At 36.3% G+C, this 21942-nt stretch carries 36 protein-coding genes; 9 read left to right on the top strand and 27 right to left on the bottom strand.

Annotated elements, in window-relative coordinates; all coding sequences use genetic code 11:
- Positions 1 to 43 precede the first annotated feature (43 nt).
- Together EKM01_RS03830 and EKM01_RS03825 are read right to left on the bottom strand one after the other, a co-directional pair.
- Entirely contained in the window at positions 44 to 940 is an 897-nt protein-coding gene (locus tag EKM01_RS03830; protein WP_126766924.1) for a hypothetical protein, read from the bottom strand.
- Positions 941 to 946: 6 nt separating this feature from the next.
- On the bottom strand, positions 947 to 1948 hold the full coding sequence (locus tag EKM01_RS03825; protein ID WP_126766921.1) for a caudovirus prohead protease: 1002 nt from the start codon (positions 1946 to 1948) through the stop codon (positions 947 to 949).
- Between the two features lie 189 nt (positions 1949 to 2137).
- Between EKM01_RS03825 and EKM01_RS03820 the strand changes: the two genes are divergently transcribed.
- The 6 genes from EKM01_RS03820 (at position 2138) to EKM01_RS03800 (ending at position 7588) form a co-directional block, all read left to right on the top strand.
- Entirely contained in the window at positions 2138 to 2701 is a 564-nt protein-coding gene (locus tag EKM01_RS03820; RefSeq protein WP_126766919.1) for a response regulator transcription factor, read from the top strand.
- Positions 2688 to 4214 carry a hypothetical protein gene (locus EKM01_RS03815; protein WP_126766917.1) on the top strand — a complete coding sequence of 509 codons (1527 nt, stop codon included), beginning with the start codon at positions 2688 to 2690 and terminating at the stop codon, positions 4212 to 4214. Before EKM01_RS03820 ends, EKM01_RS03815 begins: the two co-directional genes overlap by 14 nt.
- 4 nt (positions 4215 to 4218) lie before the next feature.
- The gene (locus EKM01_RS14525; RefSeq protein ID WP_158616086.1) at positions 4219 to 4374 is read left to right on the top strand and encodes a hypothetical protein; all 156 of its coding nucleotides are present in this window, start codon (positions 4219 to 4221) and stop codon (positions 4372 to 4374) included.
- A 1-nt stretch (position 4375) separates the two neighbouring features.
- Positions 4376 to 4837, top strand: coding sequence for a phage protein Gp36 family protein (locus EKM01_RS03810; RefSeq protein ID WP_126766915.1), 462 nt, complete (start codon positions 4376 to 4378; stop codon positions 4835 to 4837).
- 1 nt (position 4838) lies between these two features.
- Positions 4839 to 6089, top strand: coding sequence for a DUF935 family protein (locus EKM01_RS03805; protein ID WP_126766913.1), 1251 nt, complete (start codon positions 4839 to 4841; stop codon positions 6087 to 6089).
- 77 nt (positions 6090 to 6166) lie between these two features.
- A complete protein-coding gene (locus tag EKM01_RS03800) occupies positions 6167 to 7588 on the top strand; it encodes a phage minor head protein (protein WP_126766911.1) in 1422 nt (473 codons plus the stop codon).
- On the opposite strand, the gene EKM01_RS03795 is transcribed toward EKM01_RS03800, so the two are convergent.
- The gene (locus EKM01_RS03795; RefSeq protein ID WP_126766909.1) at positions 7581 to 7814 is read right to left on the bottom strand and encodes a hypothetical protein; all 234 of its coding nucleotides are present in this window, start codon (positions 7812 to 7814) and stop codon (positions 7581 to 7583) included. The genes EKM01_RS03800 and EKM01_RS03795 overlap by 8 nt on opposite strands.
- Before the next feature lie 26 nt (positions 7815 to 7840).
- Here EKM01_RS03795 and EKM01_RS03790 point away from each other — a divergent pair, with 26 nt between their 5' ends.
- A complete protein-coding gene (locus EKM01_RS03790; RefSeq protein WP_126766907.1) occupies positions 7841 to 8395 on the top strand; it encodes a hypothetical protein in 555 nt (184 codons plus the stop codon).
- A complete protein-coding gene (locus EKM01_RS03785) occupies positions 8392 to 8847 on the top strand; it encodes a hypothetical protein (protein ID WP_126766905.1) in 456 nt (151 codons plus the stop codon). Before EKM01_RS03790 ends, EKM01_RS03785 begins: the two co-directional genes overlap by 4 nt.
- Here the strand turns inward: EKM01_RS03785 and EKM01_RS03780 are convergent.
- From EKM01_RS03780 to EKM01_RS03670, 23 genes are all read right to left on the bottom strand, one after another.
- Positions 8844 to 9092 carry a hypothetical protein gene (locus tag EKM01_RS03780; protein ID WP_126766903.1) on the bottom strand — a complete coding sequence of 83 codons (249 nt, stop codon included), beginning with the start codon at positions 9090 to 9092 and terminating at the stop codon, positions 8844 to 8846. The two genes, EKM01_RS03785 and EKM01_RS03780, sit on opposite strands and share 4 nt — an antisense overlap.
- 87 nt (positions 9093 to 9179) lie before the next feature.
- Complete coding sequence (locus EKM01_RS03775) at positions 9180 to 9674, bottom strand: hypothetical protein (protein ID WP_126766901.1); 495 nt, start codon at positions 9672 to 9674, stop codon at positions 9180 to 9182.
- Between the two features lies 1 nt (position 9675).
- Positions 9676 to 10494 carry a hypothetical protein gene (locus tag EKM01_RS03770; RefSeq protein ID WP_126766899.1) on the bottom strand — a complete coding sequence of 273 codons (819 nt, stop codon included), beginning with the start codon at positions 10492 to 10494 and terminating at the stop codon, positions 9676 to 9678.
- 68 nt (positions 10495 to 10562) lie between these two features.
- Positions 10563 to 10883: a hypothetical protein gene (locus EKM01_RS03765; protein WP_126766897.1), complete on the bottom strand. Its 321-nt coding sequence runs from the start codon at positions 10881 to 10883 to the stop codon at positions 10563 to 10565.
- Between the two features lie 4 nt (positions 10884 to 10887).
- On the bottom strand, positions 10888 to 11424 hold the full coding sequence (locus tag EKM01_RS03760) for a hypothetical protein (RefSeq protein ID WP_126766895.1): 537 nt from the start codon (positions 11422 to 11424) through the stop codon (positions 10888 to 10890).
- Positions 11421 to 11558, bottom strand: coding sequence for a hypothetical protein (locus EKM01_RS14520; RefSeq protein WP_158616085.1), 138 nt, complete (start codon positions 11556 to 11558; stop codon positions 11421 to 11423). The genes EKM01_RS03760 and EKM01_RS14520 overlap by 4 nt, the downstream gene beginning before the upstream one ends.
- A 1-nt stretch (position 11559) precedes the next feature.
- Positions 11560 to 11790 (bottom strand): hypothetical protein, encoded by a 231-nt coding sequence (locus tag EKM01_RS03755; RefSeq protein ID WP_126766893.1) that lies wholly within the window; start codon positions 11788 to 11790, stop codon positions 11560 to 11562.
- 17 nt (positions 11791 to 11807) lie between these two features.
- Positions 11808 to 12236 (bottom strand): hypothetical protein, encoded by a 429-nt coding sequence (locus tag EKM01_RS03750; RefSeq protein ID WP_126766891.1) that lies wholly within the window; start codon positions 12234 to 12236, stop codon positions 11808 to 11810.
- The gene (locus EKM01_RS03745) at positions 12209 to 12541 is read right to left on the bottom strand and encodes a DUF4406 domain-containing protein (protein ID WP_126766889.1); all 333 of its coding nucleotides are present in this window, start codon (positions 12539 to 12541) and stop codon (positions 12209 to 12211) included. The genes EKM01_RS03750 and EKM01_RS03745 overlap by 28 nt, the downstream gene beginning before the upstream one ends.
- Positions 12538 to 12678, bottom strand: a complete 141-nt coding sequence (locus EKM01_RS14515) for a hypothetical protein (RefSeq protein ID WP_158616084.1) — start codon at positions 12676 to 12678, stop codon at positions 12538 to 12540. Before EKM01_RS14515 ends, EKM01_RS03745 begins: the two co-directional genes overlap by 4 nt.
- 10 nt (positions 12679 to 12688) lie before the next feature.
- Positions 12689 to 13039: a hypothetical protein gene (locus tag EKM01_RS03740; RefSeq protein WP_126766887.1), complete on the bottom strand. Its 351-nt coding sequence runs from the start codon at positions 13037 to 13039 to the stop codon at positions 12689 to 12691.
- A gap of 533 nt (positions 13040 to 13572) precedes the next feature.
- Positions 13573 to 13944: a hypothetical protein gene (locus EKM01_RS03730; protein WP_126766883.1), complete on the bottom strand. Its 372-nt coding sequence runs from the start codon at positions 13942 to 13944 to the stop codon at positions 13573 to 13575.
- On the bottom strand, positions 13931 to 14179 hold the full coding sequence (locus EKM01_RS03725; protein WP_126766881.1) for a hypothetical protein: 249 nt from the start codon (positions 14177 to 14179) through the stop codon (positions 13931 to 13933). Before EKM01_RS03725 ends, EKM01_RS03730 begins: the two co-directional genes overlap by 14 nt.
- A gap of 16 nt (positions 14180 to 14195) precedes the next feature.
- A complete protein-coding gene (locus EKM01_RS03720) occupies positions 14196 to 14393 on the bottom strand; it encodes a hypothetical protein (protein WP_126766879.1) in 198 nt (65 codons plus the stop codon).
- Positions 14394 to 14676: 283 nt separating this feature from the next.
- Positions 14677 to 14880 (bottom strand): hypothetical protein, encoded by a 204-nt coding sequence (locus EKM01_RS03710; protein ID WP_126766875.1) that lies wholly within the window; start codon positions 14878 to 14880, stop codon positions 14677 to 14679.
- 126 nt (positions 14881 to 15006) lie between these two features.
- On the bottom strand, positions 15007 to 15660 hold the full coding sequence (locus EKM01_RS03705) for a DUF3164 family protein (protein WP_126766873.1): 654 nt from the start codon (positions 15658 to 15660) through the stop codon (positions 15007 to 15009).
- A 2-nt stretch (positions 15661 to 15662) separates the two neighbouring features.
- Positions 15663 to 15902, bottom strand: a complete 240-nt coding sequence (locus tag EKM01_RS03700) for a hypothetical protein (RefSeq protein ID WP_126766871.1) — start codon at positions 15900 to 15902, stop codon at positions 15663 to 15665.
- Positions 15903 to 15935: 33 nt separating this feature from the next.
- A complete protein-coding gene (locus tag EKM01_RS03695; protein ID WP_126766869.1) occupies positions 15936 to 16193 on the bottom strand; it encodes a hypothetical protein in 258 nt (85 codons plus the stop codon).
- 3 nt (positions 16194 to 16196) lie between these two features.
- Positions 16197 to 16586, bottom strand: coding sequence for a hypothetical protein (locus tag EKM01_RS03690; RefSeq protein WP_126766867.1), 390 nt, complete (start codon positions 16584 to 16586; stop codon positions 16197 to 16199).
- Between the two features lie 4 nt (positions 16587 to 16590).
- The gene (locus EKM01_RS03685; RefSeq protein ID WP_126766865.1) at positions 16591 to 17217 is read right to left on the bottom strand and encodes an ATP-binding protein; all 627 of its coding nucleotides are present in this window, start codon (positions 17215 to 17217) and stop codon (positions 16591 to 16593) included.
- A 1-nt stretch (position 17218) separates the two neighbouring features.
- Positions 17219 to 18097 carry an ATP-binding protein gene (locus EKM01_RS03680; RefSeq protein ID WP_126766863.1) on the bottom strand — a complete coding sequence of 293 codons (879 nt, stop codon included), beginning with the start codon at positions 18095 to 18097 and terminating at the stop codon, positions 17219 to 17221.
- Positions 18098 to 18106: 9 nt separating this feature from the next.
- Positions 18107 to 20149, bottom strand: coding sequence for a hypothetical protein (locus tag EKM01_RS03675; RefSeq protein ID WP_126766861.1), 2043 nt, complete (start codon positions 20147 to 20149; stop codon positions 18107 to 18109).
- A 5-nt stretch (positions 20150 to 20154) separates the two neighbouring features.
- Complete coding sequence (locus EKM01_RS03670; RefSeq protein WP_126766859.1) at positions 20155 to 20370, bottom strand: hypothetical protein; 216 nt, start codon at positions 20368 to 20370, stop codon at positions 20155 to 20157.
- 92 nt (positions 20371 to 20462) lie between these two features.
- On the opposite strand from EKM01_RS03670, the gene EKM01_RS03665 reads away from it, so the two are divergent.
- Positions 20463 to 21173 carry a S24 family peptidase gene (locus EKM01_RS03665; RefSeq protein ID WP_126766857.1) on the top strand — a complete coding sequence of 237 codons (711 nt, stop codon included), beginning with the start codon at positions 20463 to 20465 and terminating at the stop codon, positions 21171 to 21173.
- A 515-nt stretch (positions 21174 to 21688) separates the two neighbouring features.
- Here EKM01_RS03665 and EKM01_RS14905 read toward each other — a convergent pair.
- Positions 21689 to 21817, bottom strand: a complete 129-nt coding sequence (locus tag EKM01_RS14905) for a hypothetical protein (protein ID WP_255416472.1) — start codon at positions 21815 to 21817, stop codon at positions 21689 to 21691.
- Positions 21818 to 21942 lie beyond the last annotated feature (125 nt).

Below are 21942 nucleotides of genomic sequence, written 5' to 3'. Positions count from 1 at the left end.
ACATTTTGCAGTAGCCTTTTGTTATAGGTTCTAGTTTTTGGCACTAGTAGATTGACCCAATGAATCTGCTCTCAAACGGCAACGCCATAAAGTAATGACGGTAGTTTAAAAGGTTAGCTTGGTTTCCAGTATCAGTAGATGCTGCAGTAAAATACTGTTTTGTTAAACCAGTTTTCTTTGCAATTCCACCTTTCCAAAAAGCAACAGACCCTTCACGGTCTCCAACTGCTTTAACAGCTCCAAATGCTTTTTTCACACCCGCGCTAGTGTACAAAGGATTTCCGTTATATTGGAACAATTCAAAACCTGCAATCATTGGCGCTGGCATTCCAGTTCTATAATTAACAAGTTGATCCCCAAAGTTTTTACGGTCAATTAGCAAGTCGTTCCAATGCTTAGTTGACAACACGATTCTTCTTTCGGTTGGATCAACTTCATCAGCATCGAATTTATCTTTAAGCGCAACAAGGTCATCATACTGCAAAGTTGCTATGCCTCCAACTGCCGTTCCTGTAGCTGCAATTACTGGTGTAGCTGCTGTTGTAGAAGTTGGCGCAATAGAGTGAATTGCTTTTTTGAACTTTTTAGTTAAAATCGCTCTGACATGACTACGAGTTGTAGCGTCAATTTTATCATAAGCAGAACCTATGATTTGGTCATCTGAAACCGAAGTGGCTTTCGTTTGATACTTGTCAATAGACAATACCACCCCATCATCGGAATACGCTTGAATTGGAATTGGATAAACATTATTGTTTACCAATACATCTGGATTAAAATTCGCACGTGGAATATTAATCACCGTAAGCTCAGATGCAGAACCCTCTTCAAGAACTGTAAAGTCAGCATCAAGTTCTGGAATCCCGTCTAGCCAAGGCGCAACGGATTGGTTGGTTATATTTTGAATAACCCTTCTTACCCAAATTTCTGGAAAATTCATATTTTATTATTTAATTGATTCTACTAATTTTTGGTACTCATTTGGATTGTCCGCCTTGAATGACAGTTGATCACCAACTGACAACTTTTGGAATTCCTCCATAGTTGCTACCGTTGGAGCTCCTCCGGTTCCTCCTGGAACAATTACACCCGCACCCAAATTTTGTTTTGCGGGGATAGAATCCAATGTGGTTTGCAATACTTCAGGTGAAGTAATTCCCAATTGTACAAAGGCTTCTTTTTTGTCTGCAGGGATTTTACCCTGAGTGACCGCCAAATCAACCTTTTGGGTTGCGGCTAATTTTACTGCAGCTTCTTGAGCTTCTTTGGCAGTTTCTGCCGCTAATTTCAGCCCTTGATTTTCGGCTGTTAAGTCGGTTACTTGTTTAGATAAGCCTAATACTTTGGCTTCTACATCAGCAACATCGAGTCCATCCTTTGGCTGGTCTTTAAAGCTTAAAGCCATAAGAGCCGCTACGCTTAAAATGATTTTGTTCATATCTGTTTTTGAGTTTAAATTTTCAGGGATTCCGTTTATTTTTTCGGTTACGGATAAGCAAAGAGATTTAATATCGCTCGCTTTTAAAACTTCAGTGCCGTCTGCACTATAAATGGCAATTGCACCTTTATTCGATGGTACCGGTATAATTGTTCCCTCAGCGAGTTCACATTCCATCATAATTAAGCGATCACCAATTTTTTCAACACTATCCCAATTGGGTATAATACCCATTGAACAGCCTTTTAAAAAACCGCGATCAACCTTCCCGGCTACGTCTTTACCTAAATTACTTTCTTCATCAAAATGGGGTTTTAGTTTTAACAGTCCGTTTTCCTTAACCGCATCCGACCAGTTGCCAATAACATTTTCGGTACTGTTGATATGGTTATTCAACATGACTGGATTGTCATTGAAGCGATCCATTTTAATTCCCAAAGTATTGATGTAAAAACCATAAGAGTTTTTCACATTTTCGTCATTAAAAACAAAGTATTCTGGTCTGGCCATTTGTAGGTGTTTTGGTCGGCAGTTCTTGCCTTTTGAGATGACAAAGATTAGCTAAACACAAGTCTCAAAAAAACAACAGCACAGCAACCGAACACTTGTGTTTGAGAACCTTACAGAGTTGTAAAGCAAGTAAACAGTAATTTTTTTAAAAGCCTCTTATCTGTCAACTTTGCTATTAAATACGCAAATATGGGAGTCAAAAAACAGGTTGAACATGACCTAGCAAAAAGGTATTACATTAATGACGGGCTCAGCCAAAAGGAAATTGCCGAACGTTTAAAGCTTACGGAGAAAACGGTTGGCACTTGGGTAAAAAAAGGAGATTGGGACAAAGAGAAAGTATCTTTATTAGTAACCAAGGACAGTCAAATTACCGCATTATACGGTCAATTACAAGCCGTAAATGATGAGATAAAGACACGCCCGGTTGTTCGTGATATTCCCAACTTTATGCTCAAGCCTATAAAGCTAAAAGACAGCTCTGGTGACGAAAAACTGGAATACCCAAAATACGTTGCTGAAGACTATCCCATTTTGATTGGAAACTTTCCCAATTCAAAAGACACGGATATGATCTCGAAGTTGACCACCGCTATTAAGCGACTGGAAACAGAGACTAATATTGGCGAAACCATATCAGTTGCCAAAGGCTTGGTACTATTTGTTAGAAGTATTGATTCTGTTTTTGCCAATCAATTAACATCCTATTGCGATGCCTTTATCAAACAAAAAATGAGCGATGGCACTAAGTAGAAAAGATAAAGAACAAATATTAGCGTGGGATGCTTTCGTCGTAAACCAATACAGGGCAACGCCTGTTGACATGAACGAAACGGCAACCAATAAGCTAAAAAGAATAGCACATTTAGAGGCAAATGATGAGGAATGGTTTAAGTATTATTTTCCTAATTTTTACACCTCAGAACCAGCACCATTTCACAAAAAAGCAACTAAGCGGGTTTTTGCAAATCCTGAATGGTATGAAGTGCGTTCCTGGGCTAGAGATTTATCCAAGTCAGGTAGAACTATGATGGAAGTAATTAAACTGACAATTACAGGAAAAAAGAAAACTGTTGTACTTACGTCTGCCACTTATGATGATGCAGAAAGACTATTAAAACCCTATAAAACTTTACTCGAAGTTAATGACCGATTAAAAAACGATTATGGAGAGCAAAAAGCATTAAGCGGTTGGGAAGAGGGCGATTTTACCACCAAAAAAGGAGTTTCATTTAGAGCAGTTGGGGCGGGACAATCGCCTCGTGGAACTCGTAACGATGCGGCCCGTCCAGATGTCATATTGATTGATGATTTTGACACTGATGTTGATTGTAACAATCCTGATACCATTGAAAAGAAATACGCTTGGCTTGAAACCGCATTAATTCCAACTCGTTCTATATCGGTACCGTTGTTAATTATTGCCTGTGGAAACATCATTGCGAAATATTGCTGCATTACTGAAATGGCTAAAAAAGCTAACATTCACGATATCGTAAACATTCGAGACAAAAACGGTGTTTCTACTTGGCCACAACGTAACACCGAGGCGTTGATTGATTTAGCTTTTAGAACAATGACCACAAGTGCCATTCAAAAAGAGTATTTCAATAACCCTATCCGTGTTGGTAAATTATTCAAAAAAGTACATTGGGCTAAATGCCCACCGCTTCGAGCTTGTGAGCATGTGTTAGTTTATTCCGATCCTGCCACCAGTAATAAAGACAATAAAAACAGCTCTCGAAAATTCACGGGCGTTATTGGCTACAGACAAGGAAACTTTTATTTATACAAGGTTTGGCTGGACAATATGACACAGCAAACTTTTGTAACCAACCTTTACCATGCAAACGATTGGGTGAAGAGTAAAAAGGTTGACACCTTCAAAACTTGGATTGAAAACAACTCGCTACAAGATCCTTTTTGGGAGCAAGTTTTAAAACCATTGGTAAAAGCTGTTGGTAAGCTATTGAATAAATTCCCGCTGTTTATGTCATTAGACAAAAGGAAAAAAGACGATAAATATACCCGTGTAGAGGGAACATTAGAACCTAAATACAAACAAGGCTGTCTCTATTTCAATGAAGACGAAAAAGACAATCCACACATGCAAAGAATGGAGGAGGAATTTTTAGGCGTAGCGCCAAACTCAAAAATGATGGATGGACCAGATGGATTAGAAGGTGGTATTTGGATTATTGAAAACGTATCCAGCAAAGAGAATTCTCAGTATGTAGTTGGACACATTAACAACCGTAAATATTAAATCTATGATAAAAGCAACTTACCAAGTAGGGGTTGACATTTTAGGCTTTCCAATTTATGTAGAGCATTATGTTTATAGAGGCGAAAGTCCAACTAGCAAATTAAATCCTGCAAAATCCTTTTGGGTTTCAGTCGTAGAAAAATTCATTAAACAACATTAATATGTTTATCACAAAAGAAGATTTAGGTAATGTGATCTATGATTACCAACTAGACCAAATTACAGAAGGTAATGATGATTTAGTAGTGCAAGCTTGTAATGCTGCCATTGAAGAAGCAAGAAGTTACTTAACGCCGAATACGGACAACAAAAAATGGTTGGATGGTAGATTATTGTATGATGTAGAGAACATTTTTAATAAAGTAGGGAACGACCGCCACTCACTAGTAGTACAACATTGTTGCACGCTGGCAAAGTGGTATGTAGCAGAGTTATGCAATGCCGACTTTATCTACGAAAAAGCAAAAGACCGCTATGACCGTGCCACCAGTTGGTTTACAAAAGTAGCGACAGGAACTATCAACGTTTCCTCATTACCACAATTAGTGCGAGACGAAACAACAGCAGGCGACAAACAACCTTTTGAATTTGGTTCAAGAGCAAAATTTAATCACGATTATTAAGATGGGAAAAATTACAGATTTTATAAAAAACCCGTTTGGGCAAAAGCCTGAAACGGTAAACCTTGGAGTAAGTGGTAGCACTAAGCCAGGGAATAGTTACATTCAGAATATTGTACCGAAGACCATTAGTCAAACAAGACAGGACATTAAGACCTGGACTAATGCTCAAAATATGGCAATGGTAGAAGAGAATCCAAAATTCTTTCCTATCCAAAACCTGTATGATAACATTCTGAAAGATTTACACCTGCAGTCTCAGGTCAATAATAGAATGCTTAAATCATTGAGCCGTCCCTTCAGTATCAAAAATGCCGATGGAAAAACCAATGATGATTTAACCACATTGCTCCAGGACAAAGGTTTTGTTTTTCAAATCAATAAAGCCATTTTAGAAACAGTGTATAGACGTCATTCGTTGGGTGAGTTCTCGTATAAACTCGTAAACAATGAGCCTGTTTTAACCTTTGACACTATACCACGTCAAAATGTTGACCCAGTAACCGGGTATTTATATTATGACTATACTGATGATAAAAAAATCAAATACCGTGAACAAAAAGAATACGGGTCATGGTTGATTGAATTTGGCGAAAAGAACACCACTTTAGGCCTATTGGATGGTTGTGTACCAATGGTATTATTCAAACGCTTTGGTGGTAGCTGTTGGAGTGAATTGTGTGAGATTTACGGAATTCCACCTCGTGTAATGAAAACCAATACACAAGACCGTGTAATGGTCAATCGTGCCAAACAAATGATGGCTGATATGGGTTCAGCTGCTTACTTTATCATTGATGATTCGGAGAGTTTTGAGTTTGCCAAAGGTGTGAATACTAATGGTGATGTGTATGCTAATTTATTAAATTATTGCAATAATGAGTTATCAATGGGAGTTTCTGGAACCGTTGTAGGTCAAGACACCAAAAACGGTTCAAACGGCAAAGAAAAAACCTCAATTGGAATTCTTGACGATTTGGTTGATAGTGATCTGTCATTGATTGAACAATGCTGGCGTGATACCGTGATTCCTGCTTTGCAAACTTTGGGAATACTTCCTGCAGGCGTATTGTATAAATACGATGCAACGGAGGATTTAACAGTGCTTTGGAAAATGGTAACGGAGGCGGCTAACTTTTTAGAGATTGACCCTAAATGGGTAGAAGAAAAATTTGGCATCAAAGTAATAGGGACTAAAACGACAGCGGCACCAGCCAACTTATCACTTAATCTAGGTGACGGTTTTTTCGTCTAAGCCCTGAATATTTTGGGGCATTGCATTTGCGAATTTCCAATTTGTACAAATGCGGTTGTGATGATTGTAACACAAAATTGCTTACGCTAGCGCAATCAAATAATAAAGCATTTAAAAAGCTTTTAAACACTGGTGAAAAAGCATTTAAACGATTGCACGAAATAGGCAGTTACAAACCTGAAGACTTGCAAACTGAGAAAGTCTATAAAGATTTGATCAATCAAACATTTGATGCTTTCAATTTTGCCATTGTTGACAATGATATCCCTGAAGTAATGCGTAATGCGCTGCAGGATAACGCTCGTTTATTTGGCGGTCTAAAAACAAATGCCCAACTGTTTGAAGCTTCAAAATTATTGTTAGATGACAAAGGCAATTTAAAACCATTCAGTCAATTGTCGCATGAGTATGACAAACTGAATATAACCTACAACAAGAACTATTTAGACGCTGAATATGAGTTTGCTGTTGGTTCATCACAAATGGCGGCTAAATGGAATGAGTTTGCGGACAATGACCGATATGAGTTGCAATACCGTACAGCGGGAGACAATCGAGTGCGTGCGGAACACGATGCATTAAGAGATATAACTTTACCAAAGTCTGACCCATTTTGGAACTCTTACACGCCACCCAATGGATGGAACTGCCGTTGTACTGTGGTAGAAGTTTTAAAGGATAAATTTGAAACCAGCGACAGCGAAAAAGCAATTACTGCAGGAGAAAAAGCCACAAGCCAAATAGGCAAGGACGGCAAGAACCGTTTAGAAATTTTTAGATTTAATCCTGGTGCAGAAAAGGTTTTATTTCCTCCAGCGCATCCGTACGGCAAAGTGGCGGGGGCAAAAACGGTAGAAAAAGTATTAGAAAACACATTTGTTCCGGTAAACATTGATGCTTATGAAAAAAAATTTGGAGTAAAAGTAGACCGCAGTTTCTTTTCATTATTAAAAAAAGAAACCACTTTAACTGAAGTAAATTTAGACAAACGCATTCGCAACAAAGGAGCATATTATCATCCAACAGAAAACTATGTTAAAATTCCTTTTGACGAAAGGAAACGAAACAGCAAGTGGAATGCTCAATCTATTATTTACCATGAATTTGGACACGCTGCCGATATTCAAAGAGGGTTTCAAGCACAAAAAGAGGTTGTTGATTTAATGAAAAAACACAAAACCATTTTTGCTAAAAATGATAATGAGTTATTTAAATCAGTAGATACGCAATTACGTAAAATGGGTTATGAAGCTTATGTAAATAAAGAACATGACAAACTAGAAAAGATTGGGGCTTGTGCTGATACAGTATGTTCGCTAAACTATAATTTTGGTTATGGACACGATAAATCGTATTTCAAAAAAAGAGGAATGTCTGAGGCTGAATTTATAGCACACACTTTTGAAAATAGATATGCGGGTAATGATGTGTTCAAGGAGATAATGCCAGAGCTTTATGATGAAATGATAAAGCTTGCTGATATTTTAAAAACTAAATAAAAGTAATGTCTGAAACGGTATATTCGTCAACTAATATGTCAGACTCAGTAATGGATCGTTTAAGAGCAAGCTTCTTATTTTTGGATTTCGCTTTTTCTAATAAAGGGTAAAGTTCCTCACCTAAGTGAAGCATAAGCGTAGATAGGAATTGAGCATACTCATCAGCGTCATTGCCTGAATAGTCTCTTTTTGATAAAAGTTCGTTAAGTAGTTCTTTACCTTCCATAAAACAAATGTACAAAAAATATTGATATGCAAGATTTTATAAAAAATATTCTATCTGATATAAGAATTGATCTGACTGACGAATTCGACAGAAATTTTGAGCGCAAAGCCTTTTTTGACAAGCCTTGGGAAAACAGTAAAATACCAAACCACAAAGGAAGTCTAATGATGCGTACTGGAAAGCTACGCCGCTCTATTCGTTCCAAACAAGGAAGTAATCACATTAGCTGGTCCAGTAGTTTGCCTTATGCAAGCCTACAAAATGAGGGCGGTGAAATTATTGTAACCGAAAGAATGAAACGCTTCTTTTGGGCGATGTTTTTCAAAAGTGATGGAGCTATCACAATGAAAAGAGATAAAGACCAGCAAGTTGTCAATAGAGACACGGCTAGAAACAAAAGATTGACAGGCGAAGCGGCAATGTGGAGAGCCTTAGCCTTGCAAAAAGTAGGTGCTAAAATGAAAGTTAAACAACGCCAGTTCATAGGCGACCATCCACAGCTGCGCCAACGCATCGAGCAAGTGGTTGACCGAAACATGAAAGATTTAGAGAAGGAAATTTTTAATAAATTAAAACGATGAGTAAAGAAGTATTAAAAAGCATTCAGGATATTTTGACACCTATACCAGGAATGCGATATGTGGATGAAGACTGGGGACAACTGGATGATTATTCACCCAACCCGCCAACACAATTTCCTTTGGCTTTAATTGATATTGGCAACCTGCAGTATAGCGATATTGGAAAAGACAAAACGGCCACACCTCAAAACCGCCAAATGGCCACAGGTACCATTGTGATCAGTATTGCTAATCTCAAACTAACTAATACAAGTGCGAGAGCTCCACAATCACAAAAGGACAAAGCTTGGGCTATTTGGGACATTGTAGCAAGTGTTCACGCAAAACTGCACGGTGTAGCGGTTGGTGGTTCTGCAGGTGCTATGATGCGCACCGCCATGCGAAAAGTAAAAAGGGATGATGGAATTCAGGAGTACGAAGTGACTTATACGATAGGTATGACTAATGTTTAATTAAACAATCTTGTTTGAATTGCAATAGCATCCTCAATTTTTTTAAGTTCCGAAGTGACTGGTGTACAAAGCACTTCGTAAAGTGTTGTTCTTGAAATGGGATAAATTGGGCAAATGTATTTGCGCCATACAACTGTTGTGGGAATATCCTCAGTCTTATGTTTTTGGTACAGCTCTTTGATAAGTCTGTAACGTAACAGCTTATTGCGTTGAATACCAAGACTACGATTGAGGGATACAGACATATAAGCAAATGTAAATAGTTTTTATCTATTGTGCAACACGAATTGATAGGCATAAAAAAACCCGACTGGATCCAGTCGGGTTTTTTATTAATAGGAATAAAATCGATACTTACTTGTTAGCGAATCACCAGAGTAAAAATAAAACTTATGTTTCTTTTGGATATCAATATAGTCTCGATATTTAGCCGATACAATAAAGTCATTATAATTGGCCATTGGGTAAAACACATCATTCACAATGGCAAACATCAATTTTGGGTCTGCATAGAACTCTTTTAATTTATAGCTGTTGTCATTTTGTTTTGAAAGACGCACTACAACACCGCTTTCATAAGCATCAACTGCAGCAGATTCTTTTTGCTCAGCTGTAAGTCCTGCAGGAAGATAAAACAGTATGTAAGCTTCCTTAGTTTGCTTTTCTTTAACCAGTTCTAGTTTAGTTTCGTTTAAGTTCAACAATTCGCTAGTGAGTTGTTTTGCTTCTGATAAAGAACCAGCTTGCATGCGTTCGATTAATGCGATATTCTGTGCCTGTGTAAAAGAGCAGATTAGAAGTGCAATGTAAAGTATTAGGTTTTTCATGTTATATTAATTTTTGTTCTATTTCTAATTTAATTTTTTTTAGTCTTTGGTGTGAATCCTCAAAATCTTTACCTCCTATAAATTCGTCTCTTAACAGTATTGTCGTTTCGTCAAGGCTCTCGAGTAACTTTTTATAACGTCCTTTTTTGCCTGATTCTGTTTTGAGAGAATCTATTTGTTGTAATTGAAAATCGTAATGTCTCATAAAACAGTTAAAAATAGATTCCCCCCCGAAAGCAACAATATCAAAATCCATAGGTTTCAAAACTCCCGCTAGTTGAGTTCTACGAGGTATTTTGTCATAATAAAGTTGTTTGTAATCATCAATAGAGTCTTGGGCATCACGAAGGTACCTTGAATTTGTAGAAGCTATTTGTAATTCGTTAAATAACTTTTGAAGAAACGAGTATCTGCTCTGAAGCGTGTCGAGGTTTTTAGTACTCTCAATTATTTCCATACTTTCTAATGACTGAAGTATTTTGCCTCTTACTTGCTCTTTTTGATACCTGTAATTTTTTACCTCTTTTTGCCATTGGGCTTGGGCGTGCGTAACAAGTGTTTGAAGTGAATCGTCAAGATTTGAAGTCCTTATTGGATTCTCTTTTTGGGAATATTCCGTTTGCTTTTGCTTCTTACTATATTTGTTAATCTTTAAAACATAGCCGATTGAAAACAATATAATTCCAAAAACAATAAGCGTGATTGCTGGTATCCATCTATCGCTTTTATCGTCTAATATTGCTACTGCAATACCTGAGGCTATCAGAGAAAATCCAAAAAACCAAAAAAACCACTTGAATATCGCTAGAAATATCTTCATAAAATTGTGTTTAATAAATCAAATATAAATATAAAAAGCCAAATTTAAGTTTGGCTTTTATTTTTTCATTAATCAATCTGTATTAAATGAATTTTTGGAGAAAAACTTTGCGGGTTAATGTGGTAATCTTTAAAAAAAACTACAACTTCATCACTGTAATGGGGTTGTGTTTTAACATCAGCATATTTTAAATGTTCTAAGGACATCGGCTCATTGTAATCTAAATATTTGATGATCGGGTGCCAGTGTAAAAGTTGTTGTAACCAATTTGGCAGACTAATAATTAACTCATCCGATTGGCAATTCATTGCATGGAAATCGTGTATCGCACACATCAAGAAATTATGAATTGCTAGTATTTCTGATTTATTTATTTGTTTTGTAACCATCTTTCTAATATTTTAAATCCGTCCAGTGGATTAGTTTACCTTTAAAATCTTTATTGAAGTAAGCAAAGAAGTCCTCAATAGTATCGAAGCCATCGTTTTTGGCTAGTCGTAGCATGTCATCCTTTACAATCATTTCGCTATCAAATTTTACCTTGGCAAAGAATTCTTTTTCAATAAACACATGTACCACTTTGATGCCGAACAACTCAACCCATATTATCTCTACTCCCTGAACACTCACCACTGGCAGAACCGGTGTAAACCGAAACATATCTTTTTGACGGCAATTGATAAAGAAATCTATTTTTGTTCCTGGTTTCCAACGATCATTTTTATCTTCCCGAATGGTGTGGATTTTGGGATCAGGCTCACATCCTTCTCGGAGCCAATCCCAGTTTTTACCGAATTGCATCTCATGGCTATTTAGGTATTCGATGTATTCAGTATCCTGACAAAAAATATGCTTTAACAAGCCTTCCCATATTTTCTCAATAAAATAATTAGGCTTTCCGTTCATTTGTGTGCTAAATGGCAGTATCATTTTCTTTTTTTCTTTTTAGGCGTTAAGTGCTTCATTCTGTTTCTTTCCTTTTGCCATTTCAATTTTCCATCTTTAGTCACTTTTTGAAAATCTTTAGCTTCTCTTTCGAGTGCGGCCATGTTTTTATCTATCATTTTAAAATAGTTTAGTGTGAATATAAAAACCTACTCTTGTTTGATCATAGCCTAATACTTCTAGCTTCTTAATCAAATCATACATTGTCTCGGCTACTATTTTATGCGCTTCTTTTTGAATTTCTTCAGTCGGTAATTTGTCATAAATTCCTTTTGTTTCATGTGTCATAAAACTTCCGTGGTTGATGTACCCTTTTCTTGGTGCTTTTGTTTTGAATGTTAGTTTTGCCATTGTAGTTTTTTTATTAGTTAGTACTCATCATTATATCTTTTCTGATTCAGCCAAGTGACTAAGTGCGCTTTTGCCTGTCCTGTTTTGAGTAAAGACTCATCGTATTTTTTTAGGGCATTGAAACACTTTATTTTTTCAACTAAGGACAATTTTTCAAATGCTTTTTGAGAGTGGTCTTTTTTAACTTTTAAATTGTATTTAACCCAAAAAGCCTCAAATGAGTAATCGTCTAAAACCAACTCTATTGTAACTAATTGCTTGTACTTTGTCCAATTTTCCATTTCCTTTACGGTACCAGGAAACTGTCCGTTTGCAAATAGCTTTAAAACCCGTTTCCCTTTTATATTAAAAAAGCTGTAAATTGTTCCATCGCTGTCCCTGTATTGAAACAGCCATTCGTCAGCCGTTTCTTTAAAGGTTACTTTATAAGTGGTGCATTTCTCCATTGTATTAAATCTTCAAGGTTTACAAATACTTCAAGGTTCACATTTTTTGCTAGTTCTGACTCGATGAGTGCGCCTTTGCTTAGCATAAAATCATAGATTAAAAAAACGGCGTCGCATTGCATTAGTGCCGTAATACATTTGCGCATGGCGATATCCCAAGGACACTTCCAGTCGCCAACTATCTCCAGCGGGTTGACAACTTCATATCCTAAGTCTTCAAGGGCTTTTTGAACTTTGCCAAACTTCATGGTGCATTGCGCAATAGGTTCTCCCGTCACTTTCCCTGCGATGTATATTTTTTTCATTTTAAAAGGTATTTAGTAGGTTTGATGTTTTTGAACTGAGAGGCTATTTCGATAGCCTGTTTGTGTTCTCGTTGCTTCGTTTCAAAGCTTGTTTCTGGTAGTGTTGGAGGAATTCCTCTTTTTGATTTTGAACGCATTTTTTTAACTTTAAAATTTTGCAAATTCGTCTTGAATAAATAACAAGAGTTTCAATAAGTCATTTCGTGACTTTGACTCTTTATGTAGTGATTTTAAGTGCATTTCAATAAATCCTAAGAGTGCAAAAGCTTCATGGAGTTTCAATTGTAATTTGATTTTTTTACCATCACTAAATAAGTCAGCGCTTTTTATTATTTTATTGTAGGGCTTGTTTATTTTATCTGATAAATCAATAATTACAGAGTAGGTTACTTTTTCTTCTATGCTTTTAGGTTTGTACTTTTCAAGGCTACACATCATTGACTCAAGAGCAACGATTTGATCTATTGTAAGTTTGGCGTTAATAGGTTGTAGTATCATTGTCTTAATATTTTAGGTCTAACTAATTCACTGTCGATCTTATCAATTTCATCACCATGATAAAAACATTTCAGATCTAAATAATATGTATGAGGAATCCATCCCTCTTTATTTATGTGCTTTTTTACATATTCAGGACATTCTTTATAAGCATCTGCTATTTGTTCCTCTCTGGTCATCTTAACACTCGGTTTTTGGGGTTGATAAATGTTCGCCACATTGGGTGCATACTATTACGATGGTTTCACAAGTTGCGACGCTTTCAATTACTCTTGTTTCGGCAATGTCATGTGGACATATTTCGGTGATACTATACGAGTCCATTCTTGGAGTCTTCGGTGAATAACTCTTTTGCGTGGCACCATTTATGGCAATCATTGACATCTTTGCAGTCACATGGTGGGTATTTTGATTTGCGGGTTTTATTTTTCTTTTTGGCTTTACTTCCATTGGCAAAGCCAATTAAAAAACCGAAGCTAAATAGCAATGTCATTGTGGAAAACACAGCCAAATAAATTATTAGGTCGCTCATGTTATTTGTGTTTTTTGGTTTTAAAGGTTGAGTTTATAATACCTTCTAGGGCAACTATTATCTTTTCGAGCTCCTGATGCGACATATCCATTAAAGGCTTTTTAACTGGTGAATTATCGCTTTTTAAAAAGCGGCTTAGTTTTTCTAGGTCGGCAATTTCTCCCCATCTTTCATTTGTAACACTCCAACCATTTTGAATGCAAAGCGATCTAATTAATTTGTGAACTTTTGCCAGTGGATGGTCTTTTTTAAACAGTCCCCAGTTTCCTGATTTACCACTAACTACATTTTGAAGCTGTTGTTTTGGGCTGTTGTAGTCATCTATTGCAGAACCTTGTCCCTCGAATAGATATGGCGATTTAGTTGCTGTCATAATTGTCAACTTTTTTTATTGATTTTACTTTGTGCTTTAAAAAACCATAATTAAAATGTGGCGGTTTATGAAGAGGTAACTCTTCGCCAACGATAAGCATTGTCTCAATGGGAATTATTCCTCCCGCCCAAATTTCCTTTTGAAAAGGTTTTGCGTCAATGATTACACCTTTCTGGTCTGTGATTAATTCTAAAAAGTCCTGTCCGTTATCTTCTAATTCGATTATTGTATACATTTTGTTATTGTTGTTTTTAGGAGTTGTCGTTTTCTATGTCTATTTTTTTAAGTCCGGCTTCTAATCCTTTCTGGAAGCTTTCCAGATGTATTACTTCTAAATAGTTCTGAGCGGTTTGCATTGCCTTCATTGTATCTGAAAAAGATGGATTTTTCATTTGGCTAAAAATTGCTAATAATTCGTCTAGTGCTTTTTCTTTGTTAAAATCTGCCATTTTGTTGTTGTTTTAAATTTGCTCCCGAGGCGGGACTCGAACCCGCAAAAGCCATTTCCACTCGGGACACCGAATTAACTAACCAATTATTTGTTTTTTATCATAAACAGCACGCCAAGAACTATTAGCACCGCTATAACAACTATAGTTGGTATTAATATTGGTGAGAGTACCCACCACCAACTCCAGTCTATGTATTTAGTTAATTTCAATACTATGAATACGATTGTTAATAGTCCTGCGAATCCTATTCCTCCTGATTGTATTGAATTTTTACTCATAATTACTTTGTTTTATAAATTGATTTTGTGTGTTTTTTAAAGGCTTTATTGTTTATTACTAGCTTTTCATAATTCCGAAAAGCATTTAGTTCTTGGCTCGATAAATCGTGTTTGCATGTCCAGTTATTCAAACCATCTTTACAAACTAAATGACCATTAACCTCGTATTGTTCGTGATCTATTATTGGGGTTATTGTTACGCTCATTCTCTAGCTGTTTGAAATAGGTTCTTATTTTGAATCGAAGCCATGATATATAATTCACTATGGCTTTGCCGTTAAGCACTATCAGTAGTACCACTAATAGTGCTATGGTTGTAGCATACTGGTTCATTAAAGACTTGAGAAGTTTAACAATATATTCTCCCAGTGTCCTTGGTCGTCTTTGAATTTGAATTCATAACCAAATCCTTTTAAGTGGTTTGAGAATGACTCTTTTATCAATCGTAAGCCTTCTTTCCAACGCGGGTCGTCAAACTTATCCTCATGCTTGTATAAATCCATTACACGGCTGTACTCGAGGTCGCCGTTTGCGTTACGTTCTAAGAAGCTTAACAAAATTTCGTGAAGTTTTACGTCACGTTTTTTGATGGTATCACTTAAAAACTCTTTGATCAGTTCAATAGCTTTCGAGCTGCGCTCATCCCAAGCGGGTTCCGTATCTCTACGGCGTTTCACTCTCATGGTGTCCTCAATGTCTGAAATCGAGAAACCGCCTTTTGAGTTGCTTCGTATCTTTCCGTATTCCGAAAGTTTCACGGCTTGGTTGTCCATCTCGATGTGGCAAAACTGTTTGAATTCGCCCAGTTCTCTATACAGTGCTTTGGCGGTTGTAATCATTGCAAAGATTTTTTCGTCTCTATTTTTCTCGTACTCTGCGCGCTCTTTTTCTAGTTTTTTTGCTTCTGAGGCTTTTCGGTTTTTTAAAAGTGCTTCCAATTCTGCAGTTGTCAATTCTGTTGGGGCTTTTGCTGTTTCTGTGTTCATAATTATTGAGTTAGGTTTTTCATTGCTTGGAAAAAGCTTTCGGCAAAAGCTTGATTTATTTTTTCAAATTGAATATCAGCGGTTGTATTGTTTTTTTCAAAACCAGACATTTTAGTAGACATTCTGAGATCGTCTATTATTGTTGTTGTTTCAATACATTCGTTACTTTCATCGTCTTCTGTAATTTGATACAGTACTTGGTGTTCTTCGACTTCGAAGATTTTGCAAAATTTTTGTGCCATCATTATTGTTTTTATTGTTATTGAAATTGGTTTTTACTTATACTCAATTGGTTTCTGTGGATTCCAGTGATTGGTTTTGATTTGTTCTACTACAAAGGCTATCTTTATTATGACGGCTTCATTCTGGGTAAAATCGGTATCATTTTGCATTATTTTGGCTCGTTCCTGGTTAATCAAAAACCGTTGTGAGTCAGTAAAAAAGTGGGGCTTTCCAATTTCCTTTTTAAAGGAGTCATATTGAAGCACTAAATCGAGGAGTTGATGCCGTTTACAAGGGGTATAACATTTCATAGGCTAGTTTTGGTTAAGTATTGAGGTTTCTATTCTTATTCCAGCCACTTTTATAGTTTGTGGTTTTTTGGCTTGATCCAACAGCGATTTTGGGAACCTTGACATTAATTTGTTGACACATTTTATATAAAGCCAATCTTTGTCCTTTCCTTGCGTATCTGGATATTCTGATATTAATGATCTAAACTCGTTTTCTGTCTTTTTTAATTCTGTCATAAACCAGTTGCTTATGGGTGTACTTGCAACAACGTTTTGAAACTCTCTACTGTTAACGGTTACGCTTTGCGCCCAGAACATCCAAAAGGATAGTATAAAATCTTCTTTGGTTTGGCTCGCTTGTAGCTCATTCATTAAATAATCTACGCTTGACTCTTGTGTGATTGTTGTTTTCATGACTCTAGTTTTTTATTTCGCTGCCGTGATATAGCATTGCTGTTTGTTCGTTAATTGTTAAACTTCCCCCTGGACATCTGCCACCGACAAATGCAGTTAAACCTTCGACTCTGAAATAGACGTTGCACAGCTTTTTTGCTAATTTTGCTACTGCTGTGGTAGGCTCGTTTTTTTCCATGTGTGCCATTAGAATAATTAGTTTATCGGGATGCTTTCTTTTAAGTCTTCGTAAGTCCGCTGTTTTTAAATCATCCACATAGGCTGTAGCATTATCAATAACCATAATTCGGGCGGATTGTCTTTTTTCTAACATGCTGGTCAAATCCTCCATTTCTAGGTAATCGTGCCACTTTATTTTCGTGCTCTTAAAATCGATGTGGGCTTTTTTAACTGCCTGCTGAAAGGAGAATCCAGTTCCCTCTTCAGCTGATACATAATTCAAATTTTCAAACTTGGTTAGATAGTCCGAGAGTAGTAGAGCTAGCGTAGTTTTTCCATTCTTTTCATTGCCATAAATCACCCATATACCGCTTCGCTCTTGTTCCCCTAAAACCTTTTCCCAAATACCGTCAAATTTGAATGTTTTGAATTTTTTACTTAAGAGTGTTTTGGTTGTAATTCCTCTAGCCATACTATGCTCCTAATTTTATAAGGGTTTCTAAATATCTAAGTGTTGTTTCTTTATCTAGGCACTTGTTAACAAGTGCTTTTATCTTGGACTTATCTTTGATGTTTGCCATTGCTACGGCTCCAATTAAGTCAGAGTAGTACGCTTGTCTGTCGGCTTTTCCGTTTGGTACCAGTTTTATAAATTCGTCCGAGAAGCGGCTAAATATTTCTGCAAATCCCACCTTTTTGGCATTCATTCCTTTTGAAATTTTGCTCCTTAATCCATCGGCTCCCATCATATACCAACCACAAACGCCGTCGGTACCATTCCAGATTCCTTTAAGCTCTACAAATGCGGAGTAGTCAAGGTCGCCTGCTTCATCAAGTATGATCAAAGGCTTTTCTAGTGTGGTGATGTAATACTTTAAGTTGGCTAAAACATCGTTATACTTGCCTTGATTATCAATACCCACCGTTTTAGCGAGTAGCCTAATGAAAAGTTGTTTTGATTTGGCTTGAGAGCAATCCACATAAAAAGTATTTTTCATTTTCTTGATGATGTGTTTGGTACAAAATGTTTTACCAATCCCGCAGTCATCTACTAACACCATCGAGCGGCTTAACTCTTTGCAAAAACTCAAATTGTCTTCTATTTCAGAGTAAACGGCAGTGCGGGCTACTTTCCAGTTGTCTTCAAAAACTTTTACTTGTAATTCTCTTCCTAGAGTGATCCAAACGGTATCGCTCATTATCCTCTCAGTTTCTCCTTTTTTTAATCGGCTGTAAATGGCGTTATTAATCCCTAAACTTTTAGAGAAATCGGCATCTGAACCGCCGTAATTCTCTCTTTTTTCAAGTATTGCTTGTCTTACTTTTGCTTTAAATTCAGTGGTTAAATTCATCTTTTGGTTTTATAGATTAAAATTGGCGCGCCATCCTGGCACTGTACTTTGTTTTGGTTGGTATGGTAAATCGTCATCGGGGTCATCTGCAAAAACTTCTACTGGTTCCTCTCGTGCCTCGTATCGTTTTATGTTTGAAAACTTAAAGTTTGAATTGATAAGCTTCGGTGTATTATCGATAATCCCAATATTTTCAAGTCGTTTAATTTGTGATCTTGAGAAACCTTCTACTGATGCTACATAAGCCGATTGCAATTCTCTATTTTTTTCTTGCTCTGGTGTTCTTTCGAGCGATGATCTATTGTATTTAGGAAATGGCATTATTTCACATATTAACCGTGTTGTTCCTCTCAAATAGACTAGTGATTTTAAAACCTGACCGTCGTTCCCGTCAAGCCAATACACGTCCAATTCTTTCCCCTCAATTATTTTCATTTTTTCAATTAAAGCCTCTCCTGTTAAAACTTTTCCGTCCTCAGCAATAGCTCGTTTTATTTTTTGAAGTGCAACTACACCAACTTGGCAAGATGTTTCCGTTTTATATCCTATGTATGGGAGTATAGCCTCCCAATTCGTAGGCTTAATATCGGGGTGTTGGTTCTGCATGAAATAATCAAAACGGCTCATTGTCTTATCCGATGGATGTGGCGAATTATTCCAGTTTTCAATTTCAATCATCCTTTGGTTAATTAATTCGGGATAAGGAATTATAGTAGTAGGAATTGCACTGGCTTGATTTGCCTCTGATTTCGCTTTTGGTCTAGCAATCCATCCTATTTCAGATTTTTCAACATCATAACGAACCTTTCCAAACATTCTCTCAATGTACTTTCCAGAGGCCTTGTTTGGGATAATTCTAGTGCTTTGAAACATATTACCGTTACGTAATAAAGTATCTCTAAAGCCACTATTTAATGAGCTTTCGCACTCTAATTCGTGAGGAATTGGCAGTCCCCATTCACTATGATTTCGTACCATTTGTCGGTAAAAGTCAACGATAATCCCCTCTTTAGACTTTCCATAAACTACCGTTGTGAAGCATTGAGAGGCAATATCGACACCTATGTAAAACCAAGCCCTATTTCTATTGTTATCGTACCAAAATGGCGGTTGTCTGTCATCAATTGAAATCATGGAACCTGAGTAAACTGGTAAATCCATTTGATGTGCTGGTGTAAAATTTCCCATATACACTTGTCGGTCGCCACTTCTCAATTTGTGATTTGAAATTTTATTTTCCCATTTGTTTAAGTAATTTATAATCGTACCAGTTGAAAGCGGCTTAAAATCTTTTGGATTATAAAGCTCTCCTGTGTCGGAATTATAAACTTCAACATACCCATTTAAAAAACCGTCATAATTACGAGCTACATCCGTAGGTGTTGGCTTATGTAATTGTTTAGCAAAAATTGAATTCAACAAAATTTCAGTTTGATCATCCACCTTACGAGCATTGTTTGTTTTTCCTCCGTTCGGGTCTTTGATAAGCGGGTAGTACAAATCCTCTTTACACGCATTTAAAAGCTTTTTAAACTGCTTTTCGGAAGCGGGAAGGTTATGTGATACCTCGTGCTTTACTTTTAGCGTATTATTGAAGTTTTCGACGTCCTTGACTACCGTGGCGGTAATTCCTCTAAGTGATCCTTTCAATTTGATGCGTTCCTGTGTTCTGGCTTGCTCTAATTTTATAGCTGCTTTCATAACACTAGAGTTAATAATGTATCGCTCTTGTTCGTCGGCTTCCAGTTTATTACCTGACCTTTTGAACCTAGAATAATAGCGTACTGCATCGGCATCAAATTCAAAGAATGTTTCTAAAGGGTTGTCAACGCGTCTAGGATCTCCAATTGCTTCTTGAACGTGTGGTTTTAGGCTGTCAAAATCAAGCAGTAGCTTTCTACCGTTACCACCTATTTGGAGACGTTTAATTCCAAAAGGTTTGTCTTTGTAACGTTGAATTTCTTTCTGCAGTGAGCCCAGAGTGTTCCAAAAATTTGGAACTAGCTCCTCAAGCTCTACGGCAATTACATTGTTTGAATATTGATACGGCATATCTATTACTCTAGAGTTCTGTTAACAAGATTTGCAACCGTTTCCTGGTTCGCTTTTTCCATTGTCACATAATCTTTTTTGATGGCGTCGGGTGTTATACCTTGAACGCTCCCGCTTATACTTTGACGGATGTAATATTTTGAAACACCATATTTTAAAAACAACGCCTCTAAAATATTTGAGTCGTAGGATTTATAAATTTTTGTCTTACTTTTGTTCATTGCCTTTTTTGTTTTAAATATTGAAACAAATATATAAACTTGTTTAGTATTATCGATATGAAATATAAACTTTTTTACATAATATTTTTTATATGACTGAAATACAGAGAATTAAAGTAGCCGTAAAAGCATTGATTAGTTTAGGAATTGCCAAGAATCAAGAGGAGATAGGAAAGCTTATGGGCTACAAAAGCAAGTCCTCTTTTTCCCAAGTTCTCAATAGTTTAGTGCCATTGCCAGCTGATTTTGTTGATCGTTTGTGTAAATTAGACAGGCGATTAGTAAAAATGTGGATAAAAAATGAGCAAGGGAATGTTTTAAGAAGTGAAAAAGAAAGTAACCAAGTTTATATTGAGAATAATATAGAAGCAAATTCAGTTGAAGACCACAAAGAGGAAAGATACAGAGAAGAAAAAGGGATTCCTTTAATTCCAGTTGAGGCAATGGCGGGGTTTGGAACTGGAGACGTGCAAATTATGGAGTATGAAACAGAACGCTTTATTGTTCCAACTTTTAAAGGATCAGATTATTTAATTGGAGTAAGAGGTAGCTCAATGTACCCGAAGTATAATAGCGGTGATATCGTTGCATGTAAGCATCTACCGCTCGACACGTTCTTCCAATGGAATAAAGTTTATGTACTGGATACTGAACAAGGCGTATTGATCAAACGCATTTGCAAAGCGCAGAATGAGGACTGTGTAACTATTGTTAGTGATAATAAAAGCTACGATCCTTTTGAATTACATAAATCAGATATACGCTCAATAGCTATAGTTATGGGTGTGATTAGGCTAGAGTAGTACTTTTTTTATTTCTTTTTTTTTAATTAAAAACATAAATAATTGACAATCAATGTTTTTGAATTGTTTATTATAATCAAACCATGTTATTAACTATCGTGAGTTGACAATTTTAATGCAATAAACGTGGTTAAACTTAATTTACAGCCATGTAAACAAGTTTATATTATTGCTGATCTGTCCATGCAAATGTCCACCCAACTGTCCACCCAAAATAAAAAATCGAAATTGCTATATTTTTGTGTTCCTCACTAAATGGCATAAAAAAAGCCTCAATTAAGAGGCTTAAATATGGTTTAAAATAGCTTTAAACATCAATTAAATAGTGCTTTTAGGTGTATTTGTACCAGATAACAGTAGCTAATCAAAATAGGTGGTAGTAAATGGCTAAATCAATAGTAGTAAAATGGTGGTAAATAGTAATTAAATAGAAGTTTTGTTTTAATTGCTTTTTCGACCTTTTTTTATGTTAAGTATTGATTTCATTGGTGTTTTCGACCTTTTTTATATAAGTATTAATTAGAACTATTGTTTAATAGCCTATAGTCCATTGGTATTTTCTTAGCAATTGTACCTTTTTTGATACTTTCACTTGGATTAAAGTCAATCACTTTACCAATTTCTACATTTCTCCAATTACTCATATCGCAACCCCTTTAAATTACTCTGAATCTCTACTTCTAATAAAATATTTTTAATTATTTTGTTTGACCCGGAAAGGGTCGAACGTCTATAAAAAAACATACTCCAAATTGGTTCGACCCCAAAG

Origin of the sequence: Flavobacterium sp. RSP46 (assembly GCF_003984825.1) — a bacterium.
Classification (GTDB): domain Bacteria; phylum Bacteroidota; class Bacteroidia; order Flavobacteriales; family Flavobacteriaceae; genus Flavobacterium.
Note: the sequence above shows the minus strand (reverse complement) of the source record. Positions and strands in the feature narration are given on the sequence as shown.

Bases quoted from the DNA above. Each gene is read 5' to 3' on its own strand.
- EKM01_RS03815 (WP_126766917.1), top strand. From the start codon at position 2,688: ATGGCACTAAGTAGAAAAGATAAAGAACAAATATTAGCGTGGGATGCT.
- EKM01_RS03740 (WP_126766887.1), bottom strand. From the start codon at position 13,039: ATGATACTACAACCTATTAACGCCAAACTTACAATAGATCAAATCGTT.
- EKM01_RS03680 (WP_126766863.1), bottom strand. From the start codon at position 18,097: ATGAATTTAACCACTGAATTTAAAGCAAAAGTAAGACAAGCAATACTT.
- EKM01_RS03670 (WP_126766859.1), bottom strand. From the start codon at position 20,370: ATGAACAAAAGTAAGACAAAAATTTATAAATCCTACGACTCAAATATT.
- EKM01_RS03755 (WP_126766893.1), bottom strand. From the start codon at position 11,790: ATGGCAAAACTAACATTCAAAACAAAAGCACCAAGAAAAGGGTACATC.
- EKM01_RS03710 (WP_126766875.1), bottom strand. From the start codon at position 14,880: ATGAGCGTAACAATAACCCCAATAATAGATCACGAACAATACGAGGTT.
- EKM01_RS14515 (WP_158616084.1), bottom strand. From the start codon at position 12,678: ATGCGTTCAAAATCAAAAAGAGGAATTCCTCCAACACTACCAGAAACA.
- EKM01_RS03810 (WP_126766915.1), top strand. From the start codon at position 4,376: ATGTTTATCACAAAAGAAGATTTAGGTAATGTGATCTATGATTACCAA.
- EKM01_RS03770 (WP_126766899.1), bottom strand. From the start codon at position 10,494: ATGAAGATATTTCTAGCGATATTCAAGTGGTTTTTTTGGTTTTTTGGA.
- EKM01_RS03690 (WP_126766867.1), bottom strand. From the start codon at position 16,586: ATGAAAACAACAATCACACAAGAGTCAAGCGTAGATTATTTAATGAAT.
- EKM01_RS14905 (WP_255416472.1), bottom strand. From the start codon at position 21,817: ATGAGTAATTGGAGAAATGTAGAAATTGGTAAAGTGATTGACTTTAAT.
- EKM01_RS03795 (WP_126766909.1), bottom strand. From the start codon at position 7,814: ATGGAAGGTAAAGAACTACTTAACGAACTTTTATCAAAAAGAGACTAT.
- EKM01_RS03695 (WP_126766869.1), bottom strand. From the start codon at position 16,193: ATGAAATGTTATACCCCTTGTAAACGGCATCAACTCCTCGATTTAGTG.
- EKM01_RS03665 (WP_126766857.1), top strand. From the start codon at position 20,463: ATGACTGAAATACAGAGAATTAAAGTAGCCGTAAAAGCATTGATTAGT.
- EKM01_RS03720 (WP_126766879.1), bottom strand. From the start codon at position 14,393: ATGGCAGATTTTAACAAAGAAAAAGCACTAGACGAATTATTAGCAATT.
- EKM01_RS03750 (WP_126766891.1), bottom strand. From the start codon at position 12,236: ATGGAGAAATGCACCACTTATAAAGTAACCTTTAAAGAAACGGCTGAC.
- EKM01_RS03820 (WP_126766919.1), top strand. From the start codon at position 2,138: ATGGGAGTCAAAAAACAGGTTGAACATGACCTAGCAAAAAGGTATTAC.
- EKM01_RS03790 (WP_126766907.1), top strand. From the start codon at position 7,841: ATGCAAGATTTTATAAAAAATATTCTATCTGATATAAGAATTGATCTG.
- EKM01_RS03725 (WP_126766881.1), bottom strand. From the start codon at position 14,179: ATGTATACAATAATCGAATTAGAAGATAACGGACAGGACTTTTTAGAA.
- EKM01_RS03785 (WP_126766905.1), top strand. From the start codon at position 8,392: ATGAGTAAAGAAGTATTAAAAAGCATTCAGGATATTTTGACACCTATA.
- EKM01_RS03705 (WP_126766873.1), bottom strand. From the start codon at position 15,660: ATGAACACAGAAACAGCAAAAGCCCCAACAGAATTGACAACTGCAGAA.
- EKM01_RS03730 (WP_126766883.1), bottom strand. From the start codon at position 13,944: ATGACAGCAACTAAATCGCCATATCTATTCGAGGGACAAGGTTCTGCA.
- EKM01_RS03765 (WP_126766897.1), bottom strand. From the start codon at position 10,883: ATGGTTACAAAACAAATAAATAAATCAGAAATACTAGCAATTCATAAT.
- EKM01_RS03745 (WP_126766889.1), bottom strand. From the start codon at position 12,541: ATGAAAAAAATATACATCGCAGGGAAAGTGACGGGAGAACCTATTGCG.
- EKM01_RS03675 (WP_126766861.1), bottom strand. From the start codon at position 20,149: ATGCCGTATCAATATTCAAACAATGTAATTGCCGTAGAGCTTGAGGAG.
- EKM01_RS03830 (WP_126766924.1), bottom strand. From the start codon at position 940: ATGAATTTTCCAGAAATTTGGGTAAGAAGGGTTATTCAAAATATAACC.
- EKM01_RS14520 (WP_158616085.1), bottom strand. From the start codon at position 11,558: ATGATAGATAAAAACATGGCCGCACTCGAAAGAGAAGCTAAAGATTTT.
- EKM01_RS03760 (WP_126766895.1), bottom strand. From the start codon at position 11,424: ATGATACTGCCATTTAGCACACAAATGAACGGAAAGCCTAATTATTTT.
- EKM01_RS03805 (WP_126766913.1), top strand. From the start codon at position 4,839: ATGGGAAAAATTACAGATTTTATAAAAAACCCGTTTGGGCAAAAGCCT.
- EKM01_RS03825 (WP_126766921.1), bottom strand. From the start codon at position 1,948: ATGGCCAGACCAGAATACTTTGTTTTTAATGACGAAAATGTGAAAAAC.
- EKM01_RS03775 (WP_126766901.1), bottom strand. From the start codon at position 9,674: ATGAAAAACCTAATACTTTACATTGCACTTCTAATCTGCTCTTTTACA.
- EKM01_RS03780 (WP_126766903.1), bottom strand. From the start codon at position 9,092: ATGTCTGTATCCCTCAATCGTAGTCTTGGTATTCAACGCAATAAGCTG.
- EKM01_RS14525 (WP_158616086.1), top strand. From the start codon at position 4,219: ATGATAAAAGCAACTTACCAAGTAGGGGTTGACATTTTAGGCTTTCCA.
- EKM01_RS03685 (WP_126766865.1), bottom strand. From the start codon at position 17,217: ATGGCTAGAGGAATTACAACCAAAACACTCTTAAGTAAAAAATTCAAA.
- EKM01_RS03700 (WP_126766871.1), bottom strand. From the start codon at position 15,902: ATGGCACAAAAATTTTGCAAAATCTTCGAAGTCGAAGAACACCAAGTA.